A 23,272-nucleotide genomic window follows, 5' to 3' on the forward strand; every position below is an offset into this window, starting at 1 on the left:
TCAGGGCGCGCCGGCGATCTGCTCCCAGGCGTCGCACTGGGCTTTGCGGACGCCCTCGCCGCTCGAAATGGGCGAATCGAGCACGATGTGCGTGTCCTTCTGGGCGTCGTATTGCGGCCAGGGCGCGGCGCCGCTCCCGTTCGGATCCCCCGTCGCGCCGAAGCGGCCCCAGTAGCCCATCATCGCGTCGGCGAGCGAGAGATCCTCGGCCACCGGCGAATACAGCGGGATGTCCGTGAGCGTGCGGAAGACGTAGAGCAGCTCGACCGCGTGCGCCGCCGGGTTCTCGCCTTGCGCCGTCTTCGCCCGTCGCGTGAAGAAATATCGGTATACCGGCTCACTCTGGCTCCCCGCGACGGCGCGCGCGATGCTCCGGTTCGGGCAGTTGAAGCGAAGATCCGAATACAGCGCGACGAGCGCGTCCTGGGGCGTGGGGTAATCGCCGACTGGGTACGCGTCGAGGACCTGGGGCGCGAGCGGGCCGAACGATTGCGTGACGACGTTCTCGTATTGCTGCGGCGTGGAGACCTGAATGGCCATTCCTTTCGCGAGCTCGTCGCCGTTCGTCCCGATCACGAGCGGCACGCGGTTGTGCTCGCCGGCGGAGAACGTGGCCAGCGTCGCCTTGGGCAGGACGAACCCGTCGATGACGGGGCCGTACTTGGAGGCATCGGAGCCGATCGAAACGTTTCCGATCCCGACCGAGCCCGGCAGCTCCGTGAGCAGCTCCGCCGCGGTCTTGCCGCGCAAGCAGGCGAGTTTGTCCGCAGCGCTCCCGCAGGACGATTCCGCGACGCGCTCGCTCATCGCCGCCTCGGCGTCCTCTTTCGGCGTCGAGGTCGTGCCCCCGCTCTCGGCGAGCGCCGCGGAGAAGAGCCCCTTCGCGAGCGGCGAGGCCATGAGCGTGAGTGTGTCGAGCGCGCCCGCGGATTCGCCGAACAGAAGGACCCGCCCGGGATCCCCGCCGAACGCGGCGATGTTCTTCTGGACCCATTTCAGCGCGGCGATCTGATCCTGGAGGCCATAATTGCCGGACGCGGCGTTCGGCGACTCCGCGGCGAGCTCGGGCAAGGCGAGGAAGCCGAGGGCGCCGAGGCGATAGTTGATCGTCACGACCACGGCCTTCTGCGACGCGGCGAGGTCCTGGCCATCGTAGATCGGGGCGCCGCCGGGGAGGGTCTCGCTGCTGGCCCCCTGGATGTTGCCGCCGCCGTGCACGAAGAAAAGGACCGGCAAGGGCGCGCCATCGGCCGTGACGTCGGGGGCCCAGACGTTGAGGGAGAGGCAATCCTCGTCGCCGATGGGCTCCTTGGTCTTGTCGTCGATCTGCGGGCATTTCGCGCCGAACGCGCTCGCGTCCCGCACGTCGTCCCAGCAGGCGGCGAGCTCGGGTGGTTTCCAGCGCAGATCTCCCGTGGGCGGCGCGGCGTAGGGAATGCCGCGGTAAACCCAGGTCGCGCCTTCCTGTTGGCCGCGGACGAGGCCGCTGTCGGTGGCGACGATCCCAGGCTCCGAGGGAGTTTCCACCACGCAACGAGCAGATCCACCGCCGCTGCCGCCGCTGCCGCCGCTGCCGCCGCTGCCGCCGCTGCCGCCGCTGCCGCCGCTGCCGCCGCTGCCGCCGCTGCCGCCGCTGCAAGCGACGAGGGCGGCCGCGAGCGGGACGAGGCGGGCCCAGGTCGAAGGTCGTTTGCCAATGTTCATCGTGGCTTCCTCCTTTCTCACGGCGCGGCCTGGCATTCCGAGCTGACCGCCGGCAGCCCCCAGTGCCAGTTCGGGAGCTGGACCCGCGGGTAATACGCGGCGAACACGAAGCACATCTCGCTCGACGTGTCCTCGCCGAAGGTCACGTTCGAATTGCCCGGGTTTTGCCAGACGCAACGCGTGGTGATCGTGTCGCCCGGGCTGATGGTGGTCTTCACCGCGTCCCAGTATTGATCGTCGAAGCTCCACGGCTCGCGGTGCGTCAGCTCCACGGGCGCGCCGCCGCTGCTCTTCGTGTGCTCGGCCGAGATGATCGTGCCGAGCTTGTGCATGTGCGGGCCGATCGCGAAGGTGTTGAGCTTCGGGAAGCCCGCCGGGACCGTGAGGTCGCAGCTGAGGTCGAGGCCGTCGTGCGCCGGGATGTTGATCTTCGTCGTGCCGAACGCGAGGATGTCCGCGTCGTTCGGGCGCAGGGCCGTCGTCGTGCACAGGTCGAACCCGCTCCGATCGGTCTGGCCGTCGAGCTGCACCAAGTTCGAGTAGTGCATCTGGATCATGTAATGGCCCGTGCCCTCGAGCGGCAGGCCCGCCTCGGTCGGCAAGACGAGCGCCTGCGCGCCGGGCGCCCACACGCTCACCAGGCGCCCGCCCCCCGAATCGCCCGCGCCGCACGCCTTCGGCGTCGTGTCGTAGGCCGAGGGCACCTCGTACAAGAGCATGTGATGGACGATGATGTCGTTGTCGACGGCCGGCGCGATCGTCGTGATGTGCCGCTTCGATTGCACGACGGCGTCGGCGCCGAAGCATACGTACGCGTCTTCCGTGAGCTTCGGCATCGTCCACGCGGTCTTCGGCCGGAGCAAGACATCGGGCGTGCACGAGACGCCCGATCCGCCGCCTCCGCCCGCGCCGCCCGTGCCCGAGCACGAATCGCCCGAAGCCCCGGGCGCGCCGGCGGCGATCCACGCGTCGAGCACGCCTTGCGAGGCCGGATCGAGCAGGCCCTTCGGCGGCATGGGCCGGGCCGCGTCGTGGACCCGCTCGCTCACGAGCTCGTAGACTTTCCTCGAAGGATCACTCTGCGCGCCCACGTGGAAATCCGCCGCCGTCACGAGGGCCATCGGCGCGCCGTACTTGGGCGGGGACGAGTGGCAGATCTGGCAGTCTTTGGCCACGACCTCGGCCACGTCGCAAGGCAAGTCCGGGCCGCTGCCCGCCCCGCCGCTCCCGCCGCCGCTCCCGCCCGCGCCGCTCCCGCCTCCGCCCGTCGTCGCCGCGCCGCCGCCGCAGGCCCAGAGCAGGATCGGAATGAGGACAACGCCCGCTCGCAATCGTGTGTTCGTCATAGGTGCTCCGTTCTCGAGCCCCATGAGACACCAGAGACGGCCCGATCGTAAAGTGCGCAAAAAACCTTCGCCGGTGTATCATCCGCCCGCCCGGGCGAGGCGCCGGGCGAAGGGTGTGAGGGCGATGGCGAACTTCTATCGGGACAACGAGGATCTCCGCTTCTACGTCGAGCGCTGGATCGACTGGGAGCCCATCACGCGCGCCACGGAGCACGACTTCCGGAGCGAAGGCGGGCCGCAGAACCTCGGCGAGGCCCTCGAGCTCTACCGCGACATCCTCGACATGCTCGGCACCTTCGCCGCCGAGGAGATCGCGCCGCACGCGGTGCAGCTCGACCGGGAGGGCGTGATCTTCCGGGACGGCGAGGCCTCGTTCCCGCCGCGGCTCGCGTCGATCTTCGAGAAGCTCCGCGGCATGGAGCTGCACGGCCTGTGCCTGCCGCGTGAGCTCGGCGGTTCGAACGCGCCGGCGATGCTTTATTTCATCGGCACGGAGCTCTTCGGACGCGCGGACGTCTCGGTGATGGCGCACCACGGCTTCCACGGCGGCATCGCGCTGGCGATGCTGATGTTCTCGATGCGCGAGGGCACGAGCGAGATCGATCCGGAGACGGGCAGGATCCTCCGGACGCGCTTCCGCCCGTACATCGACGAGATCGTCCGCGGCGAGGCCTGGGGCTGCATGGATATCACCGAGCCCGACGCCGGCAGCGACATGGCCAAGCTCCGCACGCGCGCCGAGCAGGATGCCGCGGGGAACTGGTTCGTCACGGGGCAGAAGATCTTCATCACCTCGGGCCACGGGAAATACCATTTCGTCATCGCGCGGACCGAGGAGCCGAAGGACGAATCCGATCCGTTCGCGGGCCTCGGCGGCCTGTCGATGTTCCTCGTCCCGACGTACGAGGACCTCCCGGACGGCACACGACGGCGGATCGTGACGATCGATCGCGTCGAGGAGAAACTCGGCCATCACGCGTCCGTGACCGCGGCGCTCTCGTTCGACCGCGCCCCCGCGCACCTCATCGGGAAACGCGGCGACGGGTTCCAGTACATGCTCACGATGATGAACAACGCCCGCATCGGCGTGGGCTTCGAGACGATCGGCCTCTGCGAGGCGGCGCTCTCGCTCGCGCGCGGGTATGCGGCCGAGCGGCGCTCCATGGGCAAACCCATCGATCGGCACGAGATGATCGCCGATTACCTCGACGAGATGCACACGGACATCCAGGGCATCCGCGCGCTCGCGATGCACGGCGCCCAGCACGAGGAGCTCTCGCAGAAGAAATCCTTGCGCCTTCAATTCGGCCGGCTCCCGGAGATCGAGCGCGCCCGGCTGGAGCGCGAGATCGCGAAACACAAGCGCGAGGCGCGGCGCGTGACGCCCCTGGTGAAGTACCTCGGCGCGGAGAAGTCCGTGGAGATGGCGCGGCGGGCGGTGCAGATCCACGGCGGCGTGGGGTACACGAAGGATTACGGCGCGGAGAAGCTCCTGCGCGACGCGACCGTGATGCCCATCTACGAGGGCACGAGCCAGATCCAGTCGCTCATGGCGATGAAGGACGCGCTCTCCGGCATCCTGAAGCGCCCGTCCGCATTCCTCCGCCGCGGCGCCGAGGCGAGGCTGCGGAGCGTGTCCGCGCGGGATCCGCTGGAGCGCAAGCTCGGGCGGATCCAGGCGCTCTCGCACGCCGCGCAGCAGCACCTCGTCGTGCGGACGGCGGGCGACAAACTCGGGGAGGCGCTGCGATCGCCGGCCCGGTCCTGGTCGACGAAGCTCCTCGGGAGCTGGGATCCAAAGCGTGATTTTTCCTATGCGATGCTGCACGCCGAGCGGCTCACGCGCCTGCTCGCCGACGAGGCGATCGGCGAATTGCTGTTCGCGCAGGCAGCGAAGCACCCCGATCGGCGCGAGGTCCTTGCGCGGCACCTCGAGCGCGCCGAGCTCCGCGCGCGGCACCTCGCGGCCGCCATCACGACCACCGGAGATCGCCTGCTCGCCTCGTTATCCGGGACGGACGAGGCAACCCCGGCCGAGTCGGCAAAAGCCGCGGGATGAAAAAAAAGGCGCGCGTGTTCATCCTCGCCCTGCTCGCGATCGTCGGGCTCACGCTCTTCGCGATCGCGCTCACCCGGGCGAACGTGGGCCTCTCCGGCCCGCACACGACACGCGCGTCCTCCGCGTCCCTCGACAAACCGCTCGAAGCCGCGATCGAATTCAAGCTGCGCGAGGCGCGGCTCGCCACGGTGAAGGACGCGATCGAGCTCTCCCTGCGCATGACCGGCGCGCGGCTGCATTTCGGTCTCGGGCACCCGACGCGGCTCTCGTTCGGGGCGGACGAGCGCGAAGCCAACTGCATCGAGTACGCGCACCTCTTCGCGCGAATCTTCGACATGGCCGCGGCGCGCTCGAAGCTCCACGCGCGGGCGTACGTCGTGCACAGCGCGCGCGCCGAGGTGTTCGAAAAAGTCGTGCCGCTGCCGGGGCTCCGGGACCACGACTGGGTCGTGATCGAGGACGACACACCCGGTGAAAAAAAACAGTGGTTCGTGGACCCCGCGTTCGAGGACGCCTGGCTCGGCTGGGACTTGACGCACAATGTCAAAGGAGACGTGAAGGGCGCACGATGACGAGTCCCTGACGGTGCGTGCTCGCGGCGCTCCGGGATTGACGCGAGCCTGGACAATCGGGTAGCGATAAAGAATGGTCGCCCCAAGCCCCGAAACTCCTTCGCTCCTCGACCAACCGCCTCCGAACGCGCCGGCCGACGGCGCCCTCGCCTCCCTCGAGGGAGAAGAGCCCGCGCTCGCCGCGGGCCCCACGAGCCGCCGCAACTTCCTCGCCGGCAGCATCGCCACGGCCGCCGCCATCGTCGGAGGCGATGCCCTCGCCTTCGGCAGCGACGGCGATCCGGTGTTCCGGATCCACCCGGCCATCGGGATCGCCCGCGTCGGCAATGCCGATCCCGACACATTCTTCATCGGCCCCGAGATCCCAGGCCAACCGCCGCTCGGCAGCGCCCCCGGCACCGCCGTGCCGCCCTACAAAGTCGACGGCAAGATCAAGCCTCAAGCCGTCCGGTTCCGCATTTTCGAGTATCGCTGGATCAACGGTACGTTGACGCTGATCCGCGAAGTCACGCTCGGCACGCCCGGCGTCATCGACATCACGTGGACCGCGCACCTCGCCAACAAGAAGGCGTCGTTCCACAAGTTCTACGGCATGGCCGGCGAAAAAGGTCCGCCGGCGCCGCTGCGGAATGCATCGGTCGCGGATCGGCGCTCGCTCGAGATCGACTTCGGTCCGCGCTCGATCGGCGGCTCCTCCGAGGGCCCCGTGAGGTTCCGCCCGGGCAGCAGCGACGACCCCTCCCAGGAGTCGTGCCCGCTCGACGCGAACGGTGAACCCGTCATCAAATACCTCGGCCAGCTCCGGACCGACGTCGAGGGGCGGCTCATCGTGATCGGCGGCAAGGGCCGCGCCGCCTACAACACGGCCGAGCCCCCGCCGCTGCCCTCGTACGCGAACAACGACGGCTGGTTCGACGACGTCTCCGACGGTCCGGTGACGGCCGTGGTCACGATTCAAGACGGCAATGGCGGCGTGCGGCAGATCCCGGTCGACCCGGCCGGCGGAGCGTGGGTGCTCGTCGGTCCGCCCGATTTCGCGCCGAACGTCACGAGCGCGGTCACGCTCTACGATCTGCTCTACGACATGGCGGTGCGGGAGCTGCCGATCCCGATCGACAACGCGCTCTACGCTCCGGGTGGCCCGCTCGCCCGGCTGCGGCAGCTCGCGGCCGATTTCCAGCCCCTCGGCGCCGTGGAGTTCCCCGACTTCCTGCCCGATTTCACCACCGAGATCCGGCCGATCTTCTCGCGCGGCGGCGGCTATCGCTGGGTCATCAAGTCGGCCGGCGACACGTCCCACGCGCCGCTCTTCGGCCCGAACGTGGGTGATCCCTCCCCGCAATACGCAGCGATGCGGAAGGACCTGTTCGGTGCAATGCGCGAGCCGAACGGGGCGCCGAACGCCAAGGGAAAGGGGACGATGCCGATCCTGCTCGGCGACGATCCCTACAACAACCAGGCGCCCAAGTACGAGCAATGGCTGACCGTCACGCGCACGCAGTTCGGGCTCTTGCGCAACTGGGCGAACGGGCAGTTCGTCCCGGGCCCGACGGCGGTCACGCCACAAGGAATCACGGCGCACGGGCTGGATCGCGCGCAACTCGAGTCGGCCTCGGGCGGCGCGTTTTTCCCGGGCATCGAGGTGAGCTGGCAGATCCGCAATGCCGCGCTGTTCACCGAGCCATTCCGGATCGACCACCAGGCGACGAGCGCCTACTGGGGCGAGGACGGGCCCATCGGCCCGGGGCACTTCTCGCGGCAGCTCGCGCTCCCCTGGCACGCCGATTTCACCGATTGCGCCGCCGAGGGCCCGAAGGGCTGGTGGCCGTCCATCAGGCCAGACCACGTCATCACGACGCCCGGATCCACGACGCGCGAAGACTGGGCCCGCCCGACCCACAAGTTCGCCTCCGGCAAAAAGCAGGTCCAGCACGAGGACATGGTCGAGGAATGGTACAAGTTCGGCTTCATCGTGCGGCAGCCAGACAATACCCAGATCGAAACCGAGCGCGCGCCGCACATCCCCTGAGGTGGTGCTCTGAAGCGTAGCGCCGGGGTTTCACCCCGGACCCGAGCAGGGGCTGTCCGCCCCTGCACCCGGACCAGGCACGGCCTGGACCGAAGGCCGAGAAACCGCGCGATGCGCGGTTTCTCGGACGGGCCCGTGGCAAGACCACGAACCACGTTGCCAACCAGACGGCAGCAGATACGTCGGCCCCGCCGTCTTGGCTGGCCAGCTCGTCGCCGGTCTTGACTCGGCCTGTTCGATGAACTGCGCATCGCGCAGTTCATCGACCCCGGGTCCAGTGCTTGCGCTGGTCCGGGTGCAGGGGCGGACAGCCCCTGCTCGGGTCCGGGGTGAAACCCCGGCGCTACGCCCCTGCCAGCCCGTGCGTTCGCCTGGACGCACGACGCGGGCCATGTGCGTTTGCTGCGGATCGCATTACGTTCGTCACCCGGACGCGGGATACGAGCGAGAGGATGAACCGAGCGATCGGCGATTCCGTACCTGGGGGAATGCACATCCATGGGGAGGACCATGTGCCCGCCGGGCGGGCGGGTGCGACCGCTGCGCTACCTTGCGAGGAGCCTCGCGGGGGTGGTCCTGGACGCGTATTTTTCCGATAGCCGGAAGCGACGCGCCGAGCGGGAGTTGCGCGAGGAGATCCGGATCAACGAGACGCTCCAGCGCATCGGCACCACCCTCGCGGCCGAGCTCGACCTCGACAAGCTCGTGCAGAAGCTGACGGACGAGGCGACTGCGCTGACGGATGCGCAGTTCGGCGCGTTTTTTTATACGGACCGGAGCGACGCCGGAGAGAACCTGACGCTCTACACGCTCTCCGGCGCTGCGCGCGAAACCTTCGAGCGCTTCCCCCTGCCCCACAGGACCTCGCTGTTCGGACCGACCCTGCGGGGCGAGCACGTGGTCCGCCTCGACGACGTGTACGCGGATCCTCGCTACGGGAAGAGACCACCGTATCAGGGGATGCCGGAGAATCATCTGCCGATCCGCAGCTATCTCGCGGTCCCGGTCGTATCGCGCTGCGGGAGGGTGCTCGGGGCCCTCCTCTTCGGCCATGCCGAGCCGGGCGTGTTCACGGAGCGGGACGAGCGGATCGTCGTCGGCATCGCCGGACAAGCGGCCACTGCGATCGACAACGCTCGGCTCTACAAGACCTCGCAGGATGCGCGCCGGCAAGCCGAGGAGGCGCATCGGCAGGCCGAGGAGGCGCGCGCGCAGGCCGAGGAGGCGCGGAGACAGGCCGAGGAGGCGAGCCGCCTGAGGGACGAGTTCTTGAGTTTGGTCTCGCATGAGCTGCGCACGCCGATCACGGCGATCTTGGGCTGGGCACAGGTCCTCGCGACGCGCGAGTCCGACGCGGACACGCGCGCCCGCGCGCTCGGCGCGATCGACAGAAACGTCCGCGCGCAGATGCGGATCATCGACGATCTGCTCGACGTCTCGCGCATCATCACCGGAAAGCTCGGCCTCGCGCAGCGGCTCATGGATCTCTGCGACGTCGTCCGCGAGGTGCTCGACGTCGTCCGCCCCGCGGCGCGGGCCAAGGGCATCGAGCTCCGCATCATGCCCGCGACCCCTTCCATCCCGGTGTTCGGCGATCCCGACAGGCTCAGGCAGGTCCTCTGGAACCTGCTCGCGAACGCCATCAAATTCACGCCGCGGGGCGGCCGCGTCGAGGTGGAGATCACCCGCGACGAGGGGCTCGTCCACATGATCGTGCGGGACACCGGCAAGGGCATCAGCGCCTCGTTTCTCCCGTACGTGTTCGATCGGTTCCGCCAAGCGGATAGCTCCGCCTCCCGGCCGCAGGGTGGGCTCGGGCTCGGCCTCGCCATCGTGCGCCACCTCGTGGAGATGCACGGCGGCACCGTGAAAGCCGAGAGCGCGGGCAGCGATCACGGGGCCACGTTCACGGTCACGCTTCCCCTTCCCTCGGAGGCGCGCGAGGTCTGCCGCGATGGCGAGTCGAAGACAGGCGACTATCGCGGCGAAGGTTCGCCGAGGTATGCTGCCGCCGTGGAACACGTACCGAGGAGAACCTGATGAGCCGCCATCTCGACGCGGATCCGGAGTGCAAGAGGGGAGACGGCGGGATCGATCTCGTGATCGAAGGACGCCCGCGTGATCTCGGGGGTTTCGTCGTGCGGCGGGTGCTCCCGTCGCCGATGCGGCGGCTCGTGGGGCCGTTCATCTTCTTCGATCACATGGGCCCCGTCGATTTTGCGCCGGGCGAAGGGATCGGCGTGCGGCCGCATCCGCACATCGCGCTCGCGACGATCACGTACCTCCTCGAAGGCGTGTTCGTGCACCGCGACAGCCTCGGCTCCGAGCAGCCGATCCGGCCGGGGGACGTGAACTGGATGGTCGCGGGGCGTGGCGTGGTGCACTCGGAGCGCACGTCGCCCGAGGTGAAGGCGAGCGGCGGGCGGATGCACGGGATCCAGACCTGGGTCGCGCTGCCGCAGAAGGACGAGGAGATCGAGCCGCGCTTCGAGCATCACCCGCGGAGCACGATCCCGATCGTGAACCTCCCCGGCGCGGAGATCCACGTCATCGCCGGGACCGCGTACGGCGCGAAGGCCCCGACGGGCGTCCTCTCGCCGACGCTGTACGTGCACGCTCGACTCGAGGCGGACGCGACGTTGCAGGTCACCGACGAGCACGAAGAGCGCGCCGTGTACGTGGTCGACGGCAGCATCACGTGCGGCGGCAAGACGTTCACGGAGGGCGCGATGATCGTGCTCCGTCCGGGCGCGGAGGTGAGCATCCGGGCGATCGAAGCGACGAACGTGATGCTCGTCGGCGGCGCGAAGATCGACGGGGAGCGGCACATCTTCTGGAACTTCGTGTCGAGCTCGAAGGAGCGCCTCGAACGAGCGAAGGCCGACTGGCGCGAGCAACGTTTCCCGAAGATCCCGGGCGACGACGTCGAGTTCATCCCGCTGCCCGAATGAGCCTCAGGCGCTCCACCACGAGCCTCACGTATGATCTCGCGTGGGCCTCGGCGCGCCTCGGGGTCGCGTTTCTGCCGGCGATCCTGTTTCCCTCGTGGATCACCTGGACGCTCACGGTGCTGCTCGTCCTCGGCGTGGTCTTCTTGATCGTCGCCGCGTTCGCGTATGCGTACGTCGCTGCGTGCCCGGGGTGCGGCGGGACCGTGCAGGGTTTGTCGCTGAAGATCGATTGCGTGGGGCACCAGTGCGACCATTGCAAGCGGTTCGTCGAGGTCGACGGCGGTCGCCTCGTGCTCACCCCGCCGGATCGAGCGAGCGACGTGCCTTCGTTCGGCGTGCTCTTGCGGGGATCGCCGGGCGAGCTGCCGGCGATCTGCTGCACCTGCGGCGCCCCGTCGACGCGGACGCGGGCGCTCGCGGTGGCGGGGGTTTCGCTCGACATACCCCATTGCGATAGTCACGATCCTTCCGCGCGGCTGCGGAAGACGGCGGGGCGCGTGCGGCTCGAGGCCGCCTCGCTCCGCTTCGCGCAGGCCCTCGGCGAGCGGGACGGGCTCGACATCGTCGGCAGCGGACCGTACAGCGATGCGCCGGCGCGTGTCCCCTGGATCTCGGCCCTCGCGGGGATTGCGCTCACGGGGCTCGGGTTCGTGATCGTGCGGCAGGAGCTGCCTTCCAAGCAGCTCCTCGCCGGGGTCGCCGCGGGCGCCGGCGCGTTCGTGCTCATGCATTTCGTCGTGGGCGCCGGATTTCTGGTCCGCAGGCGGCTCGTCCGGGATTGAGGCGCTCGCTCAGAGGCCAAAAAGCTCCTGCAGGTACACACCCCCCTGCCCCGAGCCGGCGTGCGTGAAGAACAGGCGGCCCGTGTTGAAGTTGCCTCCCTCGGCGACCCACTCGGCCGCGTGCGCAGAGAGGCGCGCGATGGGCTCGCTCGGGAAGGAGAACGGCGTGCGCGAGCGATACACGAACGTGGCGTCCCAGGCCGTCGGGTAGCTCGTCACCGTCAGGTAAAACCATCCGTTTCGTTCGAACACGAACGGTGACTCGGTATGGCCGCTGTCGTGCCGGATCGTGTCCGGACCCAGCGTCAAGGCCATTCTCGGCTCGCTCCACGTCGCGAGGTCGAGCGACGTTCGGTACGCGACGCCGCTCAGGCGGTGGTCCTTCGAGGCGCAGCGCGTGTAATAGACGACCCAGAGATCCGCGAATCGAACGAGCATGGGATCGCGGGCGACGCAGAAATCCTCGAAGAGCGTCCCTCCGGCGCGCGCAAAACGCATCCCGTCGGTGGAGCGCGCGATGCGGAATCGCGTGCGGTCCATGTCGCTCGCGCCCACATGGTACATCATGACCACGCTTCCGTCGTGATCACGGGCGAGGTGGGGAGCCCAGATCCAGGGCTCGTCGGCCTGTGCCTTTAGCGTGAAGCGCTGGGGCGCGATCGAAAAACTCGGCGCGGAGGCCTCGTACCAGCGCGCGGGCCCGGGGCCGTCGGCGAGGGCGTGGACGAACGCGCGCTCGTCGAGGCCATGGTAGGGCTCCTCGTGGAAGATGCCCGTGAGCAACCATCGCCCATCGGCGAGCTCGATCAACGAGTGGTCGTTGACATAATGGCGTCCCTCGGGCAGCGACCCGGTATCCAGGATTTTTACGCTTTGCCCCTGGGAAAGCGTGGGCAATCCGGACTCCGTGAAATACCGCAGGCGGTAGCTGCTCTCGCTGAAACGCGCGGGGGAATCGGTCCCGTCGATCTCGAGGGCGGACTCCTTTCCGGCCGCGCATGCCCCGGGAGGAAGCTCGATCCAGAGCGCGTCCTCGGCGAGCGCGCGCTCCCGGTTTTGCTGGGATTCGAAGAAGCCGCCGACGTCTTTTCCGTCGAGCCGCACGCGCGCCTCCTGCGGACCGCGGGTTTGCGCGTATGCGCGGACGAGCAAGAGCGCGCGAGCGTCTTCGGACGGGCAACGCAAGAGAATCTTCGTCACACCGCGGCGCTCCCGCACCGGGAACGTATGGACGGGCGCTTCACGCTCGGCGTCGACGGCCGACGTTCGAAGACGCGGAGACCGTACCCGCGCAACCTGCTCTCCGATCGCGCGAATCCCGGAGAACACGTAGGCGAGCCCGAGCGAACGCACGCGCAGCGGCGTGTAGGCGCCCGTCGGGCCCACCTCGAAGCCGAAGCGCATCCCGGAGCGGCTCACGATGGGGTCGGGCACGTGCAGCCGATAGAGGGAATGCTCGAATTTCGCGTGTTTCCATTCGTCCTCCGGATCGGTGACGATGAACCGGAGCTGGCCGCTCAGCGGATTCGCGTGGGCCCCGAGGAAGTACCAGCCGCCATTGTAGTAGTCCTCGGTGCCGGTCCCGTGCTGCACCGGGTAGCGCATTCCGTCGGTCCGGATCATCTCGTCGCCCTCCAGGTACCGTCGATCGCCGCGGAGGCCCTCGTCGAGGTTCTCCAGGAGCCCCACGAACTGGAGGGGTTCGTCGCTCTGGAACATGGTCATGGTGGTCTCACGCCCGGGCGCTTCCTGATCGCGATATTGCGCGGCGAGCCGCACGCCGGGGCGGCCCTCCGCGAGATCCGTGGCGACCTTGATTTCCTCGATCGGATCCTTCCCCGCCGTTTCGATCGTGAGCGCCTCCCCTTCCCCGAGCGGAATGGGCAGGCGCGTCGCGACCCGCCCGACGACGCCCATGTTCCACGCCGCGTGGAGCGCGCTCCGGAACGTGACCCACCCTTGGTCGATCGCGTCCCTCTTGCCGGCGAGGCCAAAAAAGAAGGACGCGGGCACGGGGGGCTGCTCCCCGATGCGCACCCGGAGATCCCCGAGGCGCGCGGCTGGGAGCTCGACGAAGAGCCGGGAGATCGTGGTCGGCCCGGTGGCGAGAATGCGGGTCGCACCGGGTCCGAGCGTGGCTCCGGGGCCAAACGTTGGCGGGTGTTCCGTCCAGTCCTCGCGGAGGAACCGGGAGAGCGCCTCGGCGTCCGGGCCCGCCGCGGATCCGGGCCCCTCGCGGTAGGTGATCTGATGATAAAGGGGGACGCCGCGATACCGCACCTTGGCCTCGCGGGAATACGCGAACGGCACATAACTCGTGTATGCGCCGGAGCTCGCGTCGACGCCGAGGACGAGCGGGGCCCGGTAGGGGCCGCGTCCCTCGAAGAAATCGCGGGGGTCTCCACGAAACGTGGTCTGGCCATCGACCTCGATCCAGAGCTCCTGGCCGTCTTTTTCGAGCTCCTTGCGCGGCGCCGTGATCCAGATCCGGGTGATCCTCCCCTCCCCGCGCGCATGAAAAAGAACCCGAAACTCCCCCTCGACGGCCACGCCCGCGCGGAATCCATCGTCGTTTCCCCCCGCGGGATCGTGCGTGGTCACGCTCCTCGTGATCCACCCCGGATGAAAGGTGAGGAGCTCGGAGAGGACCGGGGAGATGGGCAAAGAAGCCGCATGCGGGGCGATTGCAAGGGCCGCGCCGAGGAGGTGCTGGAGGGGCATGCGGCAAACCTAATGTGGTCCCCGCTGGAATGGTGCCGGGCGCCTTGCTCGTCGCGTCCACGAACGTGTATGCTGCGCCGATGACGGAGACCGGTCAGGGGGAAGCCGAACCGACGAAAACGAATACGATGGAGCTCGCGCCCGCCACCGCCGTGGAGCGCGTCGTGTCTCTCGACGTGTTACGCGGCTTCGCGCTCTACGGCGTGCTCCTCGCGAACACCGTGCCCTGGTTCAGCGCCACCGCGTTCATGCCACGCGAGGTGGCCCTCGCGCAGTCGAGCACCATCGACAGGGTGTTCCTCTTCCTGCTCGGGCTCTTCGTCGACGGGAAGGCCATGGCGCTCCTGACCATGCTCTTTGGTCTCGGGTTTGCCGTGCAGCTCCAGCGCGCCGAGGCGCTTGGGCGCAGCGTGGTGCCGCTGCACGTCCGCAGGCTCGCGGCGATGGCGCTCATCGGCGTCTCGCACGTGCTCCTGCTCTGGTGGGGCGATATCCTGTGGGGGTATGCGATCGCCGGCTTCGGGCTTCTCTTGTTCCGTCGCGTGCGCGGCTGGAAGCTCATCGCGTGGGGCCTCTTTTTCACGCTCGTCCCGATGTTCGTCTTCTGGATTCCCCCCGTCTTCAAGGCCCTCCGGGCCTATACGCCGACGCCGCCCGATTTCATGGCGTTCCGGGCGGAGCTTTATGCGGCGATCACGGGGACCGATCGCCGCGTGCTCACCGTGATGCAGGTGAAGCAGGCCTACTATCACGTGGGCTTCATCTGGGTCTGGTATTTCGTATGGCTCGTCGGACGATATCTGCTCGGCGCCTGGGCCGGCACGACGAGGATTTTTCAGGAGGCCGAGGCGCGCCTCCCGTTCTTCCGCAAGCTCCTCGGCTGGGGCCTCGGGCTCGGCCTCCTCGGCTCCGCGATCCAGCCCGTGCGCATGCAGCTCCAGCGCAATGGCATCGTGATGCCGGAGTGGGTCGGGCTCGCGATCATCATTCCGCACGAGCTCGGCGTCGTGCTGCTCGCGGCCGGGTACGCAGCGGCGGTGGTCCTCTTGATGCAGCGCCCCTCGTTTCGCCGCGCCCTCCTGATCTTCGCGCCGGTCGGCCGGATGCCGCTCTCGACCTACCTCGGCCAGAGCCTCGCGAGCACGTTCGTCTTTTATGGCTGGGGGCTCGGGCTCGCGGGCCGGCTCCACGTGTGGTATGCGCTCCCGATCACGCTCGGCATTTTCACGCTGCAGGTGATCTTCGCGCACGCGTGGCTCGCGCGTTACCGCTTCGGGCCGATGGAGTGGATCTGGCGCTCGATGGCCTACGGTCGAATGCAGCCGCTCCGATTACCGGCGCGGCAGGAGGAGCTCGCGTAGACGCGCGTCCCGCAAGAAGAGCCCGCCCCAGATGAATGCGGCGACGTAGACCGGAAACAGGACGTGGCTGAACAGCGGATTGCCGACGCGCACGTGCGTCGCGATCGCGCCGCCGAGATACCCCGTCAGCAAGATCGCCCCGAGAAACGACGTCCGCGGAATCACGTACGTCACGACGCACGTGAGGAGGAGCGTCCCGAGGGTGCGGGCCAGATCCGGAGGAAAGCCGAGCTGATCGTGCGCCGCGAGCACCTCCGGCGGCGCCATCAACTTGATCGCCGCATCGAAGAGCAGGAACGCCACCGCGAGGCCGCTGAGGATACGCCCGGACCAGGACGTCTTCGTCGACACGGGTTCCATCGGGCGCTCGGATGCAAGAACATTCGTCACCATCGTCGTTCCTCCTCTGGATCGGCTGGAAGGCCGTTTCCGGTTCGGCGGCCCGGTCCCCCGCGCCGTCGACACACCCCATGGACCGGCCGACCCCGTAAAACTCATCGGTCCCCCCGAACGATTTTTTACGCGCGCCGATTCGGCAAACTCCACCGATCGTGAGGAGGGCGGTTCGGATGTCGTGCGGGCGGGCATCCCGGCTCACCTCGCCCTGTGTGGAGCCGCTGACCAACCGTCGAGCAAGTTTGAGCCGTACCTGGCCCAGGCGTATGATTGCCCGTCCGAGCATCCCTCATGCACCACGCATCTGCACCGCTCCCTCTCGTCGGGCCCGGGGCGCCCCGCGCGTCCGTGTCCGAGGTCCTGGCCGCGTTCCTCGCGCGCCTCGGCGTGGAGGTCGGCTACGGGCTCGGCGGCGGCTCCATCGTCCCGTTCTGCCACGCGCTCGCGCGGAGCCGGGTGCGCGTCCTGCACTGCCGCCACGAGTCCGGCGCGGCGTTCGCGGCGCTCGAAGAGAGCCTCGCCCAGGATCGCCCGACCGTGGTGTTCGCGACGGCCGGCCCCGGGATCACGAATGCGATCACGGGGCTCGCCGCCGCGCGCATCGAGGGCGCGAAGGTCGTGCTCGTCTCCGGCGGCACTTCGCCCTCGCAGCGCGATCGCGGGGCCGCCCAGGAGACGACCGCAAGAACCCTCCCCGCGGGCCTGCTCTCCGACGGCCCCATCTTCCACTACGCGACGACCCTGGAGCATCCCTCCCAGTTGTCGGTCGTCCTCCGACGGCTGGCCGTCGGTGCGCGTGCCGTGGAGGGGTTCGTCGCGCACATCCATTTGCCGTTGAGCGTGCAAGAGGCGCTCTTCGAAGGCCCGGACCTCTTCGACACGCAGGCGCTGCCCGGCCCGGCTCCCTCCGCCGAGGCGCTCGATGCCGTGACGAAGATCCTCACGGAAGAGCCCTGCGCGCTCTGGGTGGGCTTCGGCGCGAGGAAGGCCGTTTCGCGGGTACGCGCTCTCGCCGAGCGATGCTCGATGCCCGTGATGTGCTCGCCGCGCGCCAAGGGCATTTTCCCCGAGGATCACCCGCTCTTCGTCGGGACCACGGGTGTCGGGAGCCACGCGCGGGTCGCGTCGTGCCTCCAGGCGGCGGGCATCCGGCGCACGCTCGTCCTCGGCACGCGGCTCTGGGAATGCACGTCGTTCTGGCGGCAGGACCTCGTGCCGCCGCGTGGCTTCATTCATGTGGACGTCAATCCCGCGGTGTTCGGCGCGGCCTATCCCTCGGCCGAGACGCTCGGCGTGCAGGCGGAGATCGGCGCGTTTCTCTCCGCGCTGCTCCCGCGCCTTTTGGCGCGTCCGGGAGCGCCGCCCGCCCTGCCTCGATTGCCGCGGACGGCGCCGCTCGATCCGCTCGAGGAAGGGGCGGTCCGGCCGCGTTTCCTTTTCGAGGCGGTGCAGCGCGTCGTGGTCGAATCGTCCGACGCGGCCGTGCTCACGGAGGCGGGCAGCGCATTCGTGTGGGGCAACCACGTGCTCCGGTTCCAGGAGCCGGGGCGATATCGCTCGGGGTTGCATTTCGGATCGATGGGCCACGCGACGACGGGCGTCGTCGGAGCCGCACGCGCGCGGGGCAAGGCGGCGGTCGCGCTCGTGGGCGACGGATCGATGCTCATGCTGGAGGAGGTGAGCACGGCCGTGCGATACGGTATCCCGGCGGTCTGGGTGGTGCTGAACGATCGTCAATACGGTATCGTCGAGCACGGCATGCGCGCGTCGGGGTACGATCCAGTGGAGACCACGCTGCCCGATACGGATTTTTCGCTCGTCGCAAGGGGACTCGGGGCGCTCGGCGCGAGGGTCGAGCGGGAGGGAGAGCTCGAAGCGGCGCTGGGGGAGGCGCTCGCGGCGGGAAAACCCTTCGTGGTGGACGTCCGGGTGGATCCGGAGGAACGACCGCCCATCACGAGCCGTGTTCGAAGCCTGGAGGCGCAAACCGCCAAGGAGAGCTTTTCCCCATGAGTACCTCCGCAGGGATGCGATCCCTCGCCATCACGTTCCCCGGTGGCCTGAAGACGAACGATTACTGGCGCCGCCACTACCCCGAGATGCTCGGCGCGGCCGTGGAAAAACGAAACGTGTGGGCCGCGCCCGAGGAGCCGCGCGAGGCGCCGGACGCGTTCGACGCCGAAATGGCGAAATACCTCGACGACCCGTTCCGCGGCGCAAAGGAGCGGCGCGTGCTCCTGCCGCACGAGAATGCGCTGGAGCTCGAGACGCGCGCCGCGACGATGGCCCTCACGGCGGCGAAGATCGCGCGCTCGGACGTGGATCTCGTCATCGCGTGCTCGCTTTTTCACGACGTGATGGGGATCGGCCACGCCACGTTCCTCGCCGGCGAGCTCGGGCTCACCTCGGCCGCGTGGAACCTCGAGACCGCGTGTTCGGGGGCGTTCGCCGTCTTCGAGACCGCGTGTGCGCTCGTGCGCGCCGGGCAATACCGGAACGTGCTCGGCGTCGTCTCGTGCACGTATTCGCGATCCGTCGAGGAGCACGATACGATGTCGTGGTTCTCCGGCGACGGCGCCGGGGCGTTCGTGGTCTCGGAGGTGCCCGAAGGCGAAGGGCTCGTCGCTTCGGCGATGCTGCACAGCGCCGAGACGTGCAAGGCCTTCCTGCTCGACGTCGTCGACGATCCGAAGCGCGGCAAGCAGGTGGTGCGGCTCCGCTCGGATCGGAGCGCGAGCAAGGTCCTGCGCCAGGTCTCCGAGCCGTATCTGCGAAAAACGGCGGACATGGCGCTCCAGAAAGCGGGGCTCCGGATGTCGGACGTCGACTGGCTCGTCGTGAACACCCCGACCGCGTGGTATGCCTCGTTTTGCGCGCGTGTCCTCGATTTCGATCGGTCGCGCACCATCGACACGTTCCCGCGGTATGCGAACTGCGGCCCCGCGCTGATGCCCGTGAACCTGTACACGGCCGCGGCCGAGCTGCCGATCCGGCGCGGGGATCTCGTCTTGCTCCACACCGTCGGCAGCGCGTCGAGCTCGGGCTCGGCCCTCGTTCGCTGGGGCGACGTGGCGCTCGGCCCCGCGCCGGGTCTGCCCATCGAGGTTTTGTAGGACCGCCGAAGGTACCCCCGCAAACGCCTCGAACGCGGCGCTTTTCCGCGGACGTTTCTCCTGCTAGCGTTCCGAGCTGTGGAGATCGTCTACGACCAACCTGCCGTGGCCATGGGGTGGCGTCCACCCGTGCTCGTCGTGCTGTGGAAGCAGGCGCCGACGCTGCAGGCGGCCGTCCAGGTGAACGAGCGCGGCTCGAAAATCATGTCGGCGCACCCGGGCGGGAGCATCTTCGTCGTGATCACCAGCGCCGACCACGGCGCCCCCGAGCGCGCCGCGGCGAACGCGCTCGGTCAGGCGACCCGCGCGCTCGAGAAGCACATCCTGGCGCACGCGTTCATCATCGAGGGCCAGGGCCTCAAGGCCGGCGCGATCCGCGCGACCGTGAAGACGTTGCAGTCGCTCACGCGCGTGATCTTTCCGTGGACGATCGCGTCGACCACGGAGGAGGGCATTCTGTGGGTGGCGCGCAAGGCGAAGTTCCTCAGCGAGGAAGAGGCGCAGGTGATCCTCGCCGACGTCAAGGCCATGAAAGCGGCCGCGGCGAAGGGCTGAACGAGGCAGTTGCGCCAATCCGTTGACGCTCCGCTGTGGGGCGGGTAGCGACGAGGACGAAGCCAATGCCCCCGAGCGACAGTTCCCCCCCGAAATCGTGAAGGCGCTCGGCCCGAGGGCCTGACGAAAGCTAAGCCGCGCCGCGCTCGCTCGGAATGCCGAGCTTGTTCGATCGCGCGGCCTCGAGCGATATCGTGAGCTGCTCCTCCAGCGCGTCGAAGATCGTCTCGACCATGCCAATGGCCACGTCGCGCTCGGCCGTGGTGATGCGCTCGCTCGTGATGAAGGCCTGACGCGGGAGTCGCTCGCCGCCTGCCGCGTGCGCAACGTCATGCCGGTCGCAGAGATAATCGAGCCGGATTCCTCGCTCCTTCTCCACCACCTCCGCGAGCCTCTTCATGTTCTCGAAGAACGCGTGGCCGCTCGCCTCCAGGGCCGCGACGAACCAGAACAGCATCGCCGGATCGCGGTGGCCCATGGCGAGCTTCGCGAACGTCGCGAGGTTTTTCCGGTGCGCCTCGACCTGCGGATCGAGGAACAGGAACTTCAACGTGTCCTTCGCCTTCCAGCCGAGGACCTCATCCATCCCGAGCGCCTGCCAGTCGTGCAGGAAGAGCGCGCTGTGCGTCTCGAGGTCGTCACACCACTCGTTGATGCGCCGCTCCTTCGGCGTGCTCGGCTCGGGATAACGAACCGCGTATCGGTTCAGATCGCGGTAGCCCATGATGTCGGGCACCCAGAGCGGGAGGAAACGCATGAGCTTTTCCCGGGGCGAGACGCTCGTCTCGTCGCGCAGCCACGCATAGAAGGGATGGCGCGCCGCCTGCGCTTTGCGCTCCTCGATGACACGAAGGACGTCCTCGTGATAAAGCGCCATGGGCTGCTCGAGCTCGACCTCGCGCGAAGGCCGCTCCCGCGGCTCGGTTTCCGCGCGGGGCGCGATGGCCTCCTCGCGCGGCCTTCGCGGCAGCCGGCCCGGCTGCATGTACGTGCGCCCGTACTCGAGGAAGCAATCGTGGACCTCTTCGAAGAGGTCGAACATGCGGTTCGCCAATCGCATCGCCAGCGGCCGCTGCCGATCGTCGAGGACCTCGTCGTCGAAGACGCCTTTGGATCCCCAGACGAACCCCGGCTCCCGATCGAGGTGGTGATTGCCGTAGTAGATGTACCGGAGCCCCGTCTTCGCCTCGATCTCGCTCGTGACCTTCGCCATGTGGTGGAAAAACGCGTTCCCCGCGGCCTCGCCGGCCTCCGAGTGCGCGAAGCGGACGAGCGGATCGCCCGCGTCCTCGACGTCGAGCCGGCCGAACTCCAGGACGAAATAACGAAATCGCTCGTTCTCCTTCGAGAGGAAGAGCCACCAGAGCATGTCGCTCGCGCGGAAGCCGAGGCGCTCGTCGAGCTTCATCTTGCTCCAGTCCTCGAGGAAGAGCCGCGAGTGCGTCTCGTCCTCGCGCGTGCCGCCGTTCAGCGCCTCCTCGAAGCGGTTGCGAGGCTTCGGGAAGCGGATGAAATACCGGCTCGCGTCGCGGAAGTTCATCACGAACACGGTCATGATGGGCGCGATCAGGACCTTGTCCTCGAGCGGAACCGCGTCGGAATGCAGCCAATCGAAGAACGGGTGCGACAGGATGCGCTCCCACCGCGCCGCCTTGAGCTTCATGAACTCCTTCATTGTAGGCCTCCTTTGCCTTGGGTCCGATCGAGCGAGTCTATCACGAGCAGAAATCGAAGGAGGCCCCCGAAACGGCCAGCCGAAAGAGTTAGGAGCGCTGCCCCACATCGGCGAGCGTGATCTGCCCTTGCCTCGCGGCTCGCCTTCCGCCTATTCTCCCTCGCCCCCGCCGTCTGGAGAAACCCTGTGTCCCTGCTCATCGATCCGGAGATCGCCGCCCGCGTCGACCGCCTGGAGCTCCCCTTCAACGCCTACGGCGTCGATCCCTACGGCGCCTCGAAGCAGCACCTCGCTCGGCTGTTCACGCTCCTTCGGTTCCTCTACCGCCATTACTTCAGCGTCGGCGTCGAGGGCATCGAGCACGTCCCGGCCCGCGGCCGCGCCATGCTCGTCGGCAACCACTCGGGCGGGATCGCGATCGACGGCGCCATGGTGATCACGTCCTGCTTCTTCGAGCTCGAGCCCCCCCGGCTCGCCCAGGGCATGGCCGAGAAGTTCATGGCCCAAACGCCCTTCATGGGGCTTCTGGCCACGCGTAGCGGGCAGCTCACCGGCCTCGTCGAGACGGCCGAGCACCTGCTCCACGACGAGCGCCTGCTCATGATCTTCCCCGAGGGAGCCCGCGGCACGGCGAAGCTTTATCCCGAGCGCAACACGCTCGTCCATTTCGGATCGGGCTTCATGCGCCTCGCCATGAAGACGCGGACGCCCATCATTCCGTTCGGGTTCGTCGGCGGCGGCGAGGCCATTCCCACGATCGCGAATTCGTATGCCCTTGGAAAATTGCTCGGCGCGCCCTACGTCCCGATCACGCCCTGGGGCGTCGCGCTCCCGGCGCCGGTGCGGCTCGAGCTCACGTATTCCGCGCCCATGAACTTCGATGGGACGGGGACCGAGGAGGACGAGGTCATCGAGGGGTACGTGGAGCAGGTGAAGCAGAGGATCGCCGGCCTCATCGAGGTGGGCCGAGAGCGGCGGCGCAAGGCGCTCGCCTGGTCGCGCGACGCGGAGGACGAGGCCCGGATCGAGGGTGAGACGGGCGGCACGAAGGAGGAGCAGCGATGAGGGTTCTCATTCCCGGAATCGGGGGCGTGCTCGGTCAGCGCGTCGCGCGCCGCCTGCTCGAGCAGGGGCACGAGGTCATCGGAATCGATCGCCGGCCATGGCCCGACGCGCCGCCCGGAATCGAGCTCCACAACGTGGACATCCGCAAGCGCGCGGCCGAGGACGTCTTCCGCAAGCGGCGGCCGCAGGCGGTCATTCACATGGCCACCGTCACGCACCTCGTCGAGAAGACCGCCGAGCGCTACAAGATCAACCTCGGCGGCACACGCGCCGTCTTCGAGCATTGCCGCGACTGGGGCGTCGAGCACGCGATCTTCGTCGGACGACACACCTATTACGGCGCGGCCGCCGATTCGCCGCTTTATCACAAGGAAGAGGATCCGCCGATGGCGGTGACCACCTTCCCGGAGCTCTCCGACCTCGTCGCGGCCGATCTCTATGCGTGCACGGCGCTCTGGCGGCTGCCGAACCTGTGCACGACGGTCCTCCGAATGGTGTACACGCTCGGGCCCACGGGGCACGGGACGCTCGCCACGTTCCTGCGCGGGCGGCACGTGCCCATGGTGTTGGGCTTCGATCCGCTCTTTCATTTCATGCACGAGGAGGACGTCACGACGGCGATCTGCCTCGCGCTGGAGAAGCGGGTGCAGGGCGTCTACAACGTCGCGGGGCCGCAGCCGGTGCCGCTCTCCGTGGTCGTTCGCGGGACCGGGCGGGCGCCCATTCCACTCCCCGAGTTCGCCTTCCGCGCCGCGCTCGGCCGCTTCGGTTTGCCTCGCCTGCCTCCGGGCGCGCTCGCGCACATCATGTATCCGGTCGTCGTCGACAGCGAGGCGTTCCGCGCGGCCACGGGGTTCGTCCACCAGGTGGACGAGGTCCGGGCGATGGAAGAATATCGGAACGCATTCCCCGTGCGGGGATAGTGCGGGAATCAAAAAAACGC

General features: G+C 68.4%; 17 protein-coding genes. 12 read left to right on the forward strand and 5 right to left on the reverse strand.

The features are described 5' to 3' along the window. Both QHF83_RS02800 and QHF83_RS02805 read right to left on the reverse strand, forming a co-directional pair. Complete coding sequence (locus QHF83_RS02800; RefSeq protein ID WP_282416182.1) at window positions 1-1,704, reverse strand: carboxylesterase family protein; 1,704 nt, start codon at window positions 1,702-1,704, stop codon at window positions 1-3. A gap of 17 nt (window positions 1,705-1,721) precedes the next feature. After that, on the reverse strand, window positions 1,722-3,050 hold the full coding sequence (locus QHF83_RS02805; RefSeq protein ID WP_282416183.1) for a peptidylglycine alpha-amidating monooxygenase: 1,329 nt from the start codon (window positions 3,048-3,050) through the stop codon (window positions 1,722-1,724). Window positions 3,051-3,174: 124 nt separating this feature from the next. Between QHF83_RS02805 and QHF83_RS02810 the strand changes: the two genes are divergently transcribed. The 6 genes from QHF83_RS02810 to QHF83_RS02835 all read left to right on the forward strand — a co-directional run bounded on the left by QHF83_RS02810 (window position 3,175) and on the right by QHF83_RS02835 (window position 11,443). Beyond that, on the forward strand, window positions 3,175-5,109 hold the full coding sequence (locus tag QHF83_RS02810; RefSeq protein WP_282416184.1) for an acyl-CoA dehydrogenase family protein: 1,935 nt from the start codon (window positions 3,175-3,177) through the stop codon (window positions 5,107-5,109). Then, the gene (locus QHF83_RS02815) at window positions 5,106-5,681 is read left to right on the forward strand and encodes a hypothetical protein (protein WP_282416185.1); all 576 of its coding nucleotides are present in this window, start codon (window positions 5,106-5,108) and stop codon (window positions 5,679-5,681) included. The genes QHF83_RS02810 and QHF83_RS02815 overlap by 4 nt, the downstream gene beginning before the upstream one ends. A 73-nt stretch (window positions 5,682-5,754) precedes the next feature. Further along, window positions 5,755-7,710 carry a LodA/GoxA family CTQ-dependent oxidase gene (locus QHF83_RS02820; protein ID WP_282416186.1) on the forward strand — a complete coding sequence of 652 codons (1,956 nt, stop codon included), beginning with the start codon at window positions 5,755-5,757 and terminating at the stop codon, window positions 7,708-7,710. A 570-nt stretch (window positions 7,711-8,280) separates the two neighbouring features. After that, window positions 8,281-9,750 (forward strand): GAF domain-containing sensor histidine kinase, encoded by a 1,470-nt coding sequence (locus tag QHF83_RS02825; RefSeq protein WP_282416187.1) that lies wholly within the window; start codon window positions 8,281-8,283, stop codon window positions 9,748-9,750. Further along, window positions 9,750-10,661, forward strand: a complete 912-nt coding sequence (locus QHF83_RS02830) for a pirin family protein (RefSeq protein ID WP_282416188.1) — start codon at window positions 9,750-9,752, stop codon at window positions 10,659-10,661. Before QHF83_RS02825 ends, QHF83_RS02830 begins: the two co-directional genes overlap by 1 nt. Beyond that, entirely contained in the window at window positions 10,658-11,443 is a 786-nt protein-coding gene (locus tag QHF83_RS02835) for a hypothetical protein (protein WP_282416189.1), read from the forward strand. The genes QHF83_RS02830 and QHF83_RS02835 overlap by 4 nt, the downstream gene beginning before the upstream one ends. Window positions 11,444-11,452: 9 nt before the next feature. On the opposite strand, the gene QHF83_RS02840 is transcribed toward QHF83_RS02835, so the two are convergent. Further along, a complete protein-coding gene (locus QHF83_RS02840; protein ID WP_282416190.1) occupies window positions 11,453-14,164 on the reverse strand; it encodes a DUF2961 domain-containing protein in 2,712 nt (903 codons plus the stop codon). Window positions 14,165-14,244: 80 nt separating this feature from the next. On the opposite strand from QHF83_RS02840, the gene QHF83_RS02845 reads away from it, so the two are divergent. Further along, window positions 14,245-15,525, forward strand: coding sequence for a DUF418 domain-containing protein (locus QHF83_RS02845; protein ID WP_282416191.1), 1,281 nt, complete (start codon window positions 14,245-14,247; stop codon window positions 15,523-15,525). Here QHF83_RS02845 and QHF83_RS02850 read toward each other — a convergent pair. After that, a complete protein-coding gene (locus QHF83_RS02850; RefSeq protein WP_282416192.1) occupies window positions 15,496-15,918 on the reverse strand; it encodes a DoxX family protein in 423 nt (140 codons plus the stop codon). The two genes, QHF83_RS02845 and QHF83_RS02850, sit on opposite strands and share 30 nt — an antisense overlap. A gap of 294 nt (window positions 15,919-16,212) precedes the next feature. Here QHF83_RS02850 and QHF83_RS02855 point away from each other — a divergent pair, with 294 nt between their 5' ends. From QHF83_RS02855 to QHF83_RS02865, 3 genes are all read left to right on the forward strand, one after another. Then, the gene (locus QHF83_RS02855) at window positions 16,213-17,934 is read left to right on the forward strand and encodes a thiamine pyrophosphate-dependent enzyme (RefSeq protein WP_282416193.1); all 1,722 of its coding nucleotides are present in this window, start codon (window positions 16,213-16,215) and stop codon (window positions 17,932-17,934) included. Beyond that, window positions 17,931-19,034 (forward strand): 3-oxoacyl-[acyl-carrier-protein] synthase III C-terminal domain-containing protein, encoded by a 1,104-nt coding sequence (locus QHF83_RS02860; protein ID WP_282416194.1) that lies wholly within the window; start codon window positions 17,931-17,933, stop codon window positions 19,032-19,034. The genes QHF83_RS02855 and QHF83_RS02860 overlap by 4 nt, the downstream gene beginning before the upstream one ends. A 78-nt stretch (window positions 19,035-19,112) precedes the next feature. Further along, window positions 19,113-19,589, forward strand: coding sequence for a hypothetical protein (locus QHF83_RS02865; RefSeq protein ID WP_281311213.1), 477 nt, complete (start codon window positions 19,113-19,115; stop codon window positions 19,587-19,589). A gap of 130 nt (window positions 19,590-19,719) precedes the next feature. On the opposite strand, the gene QHF83_RS02870 is transcribed toward QHF83_RS02865, so the two are convergent. Continuing rightward, window positions 19,720-21,264 (reverse strand): hypothetical protein, encoded by a 1,545-nt coding sequence (locus QHF83_RS02870; RefSeq protein WP_282416195.1) that lies wholly within the window; start codon window positions 21,262-21,264, stop codon window positions 19,720-19,722. A gap of 186 nt (window positions 21,265-21,450) precedes the next feature. Between QHF83_RS02870 and QHF83_RS02875 the strand changes: the two genes are divergently transcribed. Both QHF83_RS02875 and QHF83_RS02880 read left to right on the forward strand, forming a co-directional pair. Continuing rightward, the gene (locus QHF83_RS02875) at window positions 21,451-22,329 is read left to right on the forward strand and encodes a lysophospholipid acyltransferase family protein (protein ID WP_282416196.1); all 879 of its coding nucleotides are present in this window, start codon (window positions 21,451-21,453) and stop codon (window positions 22,327-22,329) included. Further along, a complete protein-coding gene (locus QHF83_RS02880; RefSeq protein WP_282416197.1) occupies window positions 22,326-23,252 on the forward strand; it encodes an SDR family oxidoreductase in 927 nt (308 codons plus the stop codon). Before QHF83_RS02875 ends, QHF83_RS02880 begins: the two co-directional genes overlap by 4 nt. The last annotated feature ends 20 nt before the right edge of the window (window positions 23,253-23,272 follow it).

Source organism: Polyangium sp. 15x6 (genome assembly GCF_029960785.1).
Taxonomy (GTDB): domain Bacteria; phylum Myxococcota_A; class Polyangia; order Polyangiales; family Polyangiaceae; genus Polyangium.

Bases quoted from the DNA above. Each gene is read 5' to 3' on its own strand.
- QHF83_RS02835 (WP_282416189.1), top strand. From the start codon at position 10,658: ATGAGCCTCAGGCGCTCCACCACGAGCCTCACGTATGATCTCGCGTGG.
- QHF83_RS02830 (WP_282416188.1), top strand. From the start codon at position 9,750: ATGAGCCGCCATCTCGACGCGGATCCGGAGTGCAAGAGGGGAGACGGC.
- QHF83_RS02850 (WP_282416192.1), bottom strand. From the start codon at position 15,918: ATGGTGACGAATGTTCTTGCATCCGAGCGCCCGATGGAACCCGTGTCG.
- QHF83_RS02840 (WP_282416190.1), bottom strand. From the start codon at position 14,164: ATGCCCCTCCAGCACCTCCTCGGCGCGGCCCTTGCAATCGCCCCGCAT.
- QHF83_RS02800 (WP_282416182.1), bottom strand. From the start codon at position 1,704: ATGAACATTGGCAAACGACCTTCGACCTGGGCCCGCCTCGTCCCGCTC.
- QHF83_RS02855 (WP_282416193.1), top strand. From the start codon at position 16,213: ATGCACCACGCATCTGCACCGCTCCCTCTCGTCGGGCCCGGGGCGCCC.
- QHF83_RS02815 (WP_282416185.1), top strand. From the start codon at position 5,106: ATGAAAAAAAAGGCGCGCGTGTTCATCCTCGCCCTGCTCGCGATCGTC.
- QHF83_RS02805 (WP_282416183.1), bottom strand. From the start codon at position 3,050: ATGACGAACACACGATTGCGAGCGGGCGTTGTCCTCATTCCGATCCTG.
- QHF83_RS02880 (WP_282416197.1), top strand. From the start codon at position 22,326: ATGAGGGTTCTCATTCCCGGAATCGGGGGCGTGCTCGGTCAGCGCGTC.
- QHF83_RS02845 (WP_282416191.1), top strand. From the start codon at position 14,245: ATGACGGAGACCGGTCAGGGGGAAGCCGAACCGACGAAAACGAATACG.
- QHF83_RS02820 (WP_282416186.1), top strand. From the start codon at position 5,755: ATGGTCGCCCCAAGCCCCGAAACTCCTTCGCTCCTCGACCAACCGCCT.
- QHF83_RS02860 (WP_282416194.1), top strand. From the start codon at position 17,931: ATGAGTACCTCCGCAGGGATGCGATCCCTCGCCATCACGTTCCCCGGT.
- QHF83_RS02810 (WP_282416184.1), top strand. From the start codon at position 3,175: ATGGCGAACTTCTATCGGGACAACGAGGATCTCCGCTTCTACGTCGAG.
- QHF83_RS02870 (WP_282416195.1), bottom strand. From the start codon at position 21,264: ATGAAGGAGTTCATGAAGCTCAAGGCGGCGCGGTGGGAGCGCATCCTG.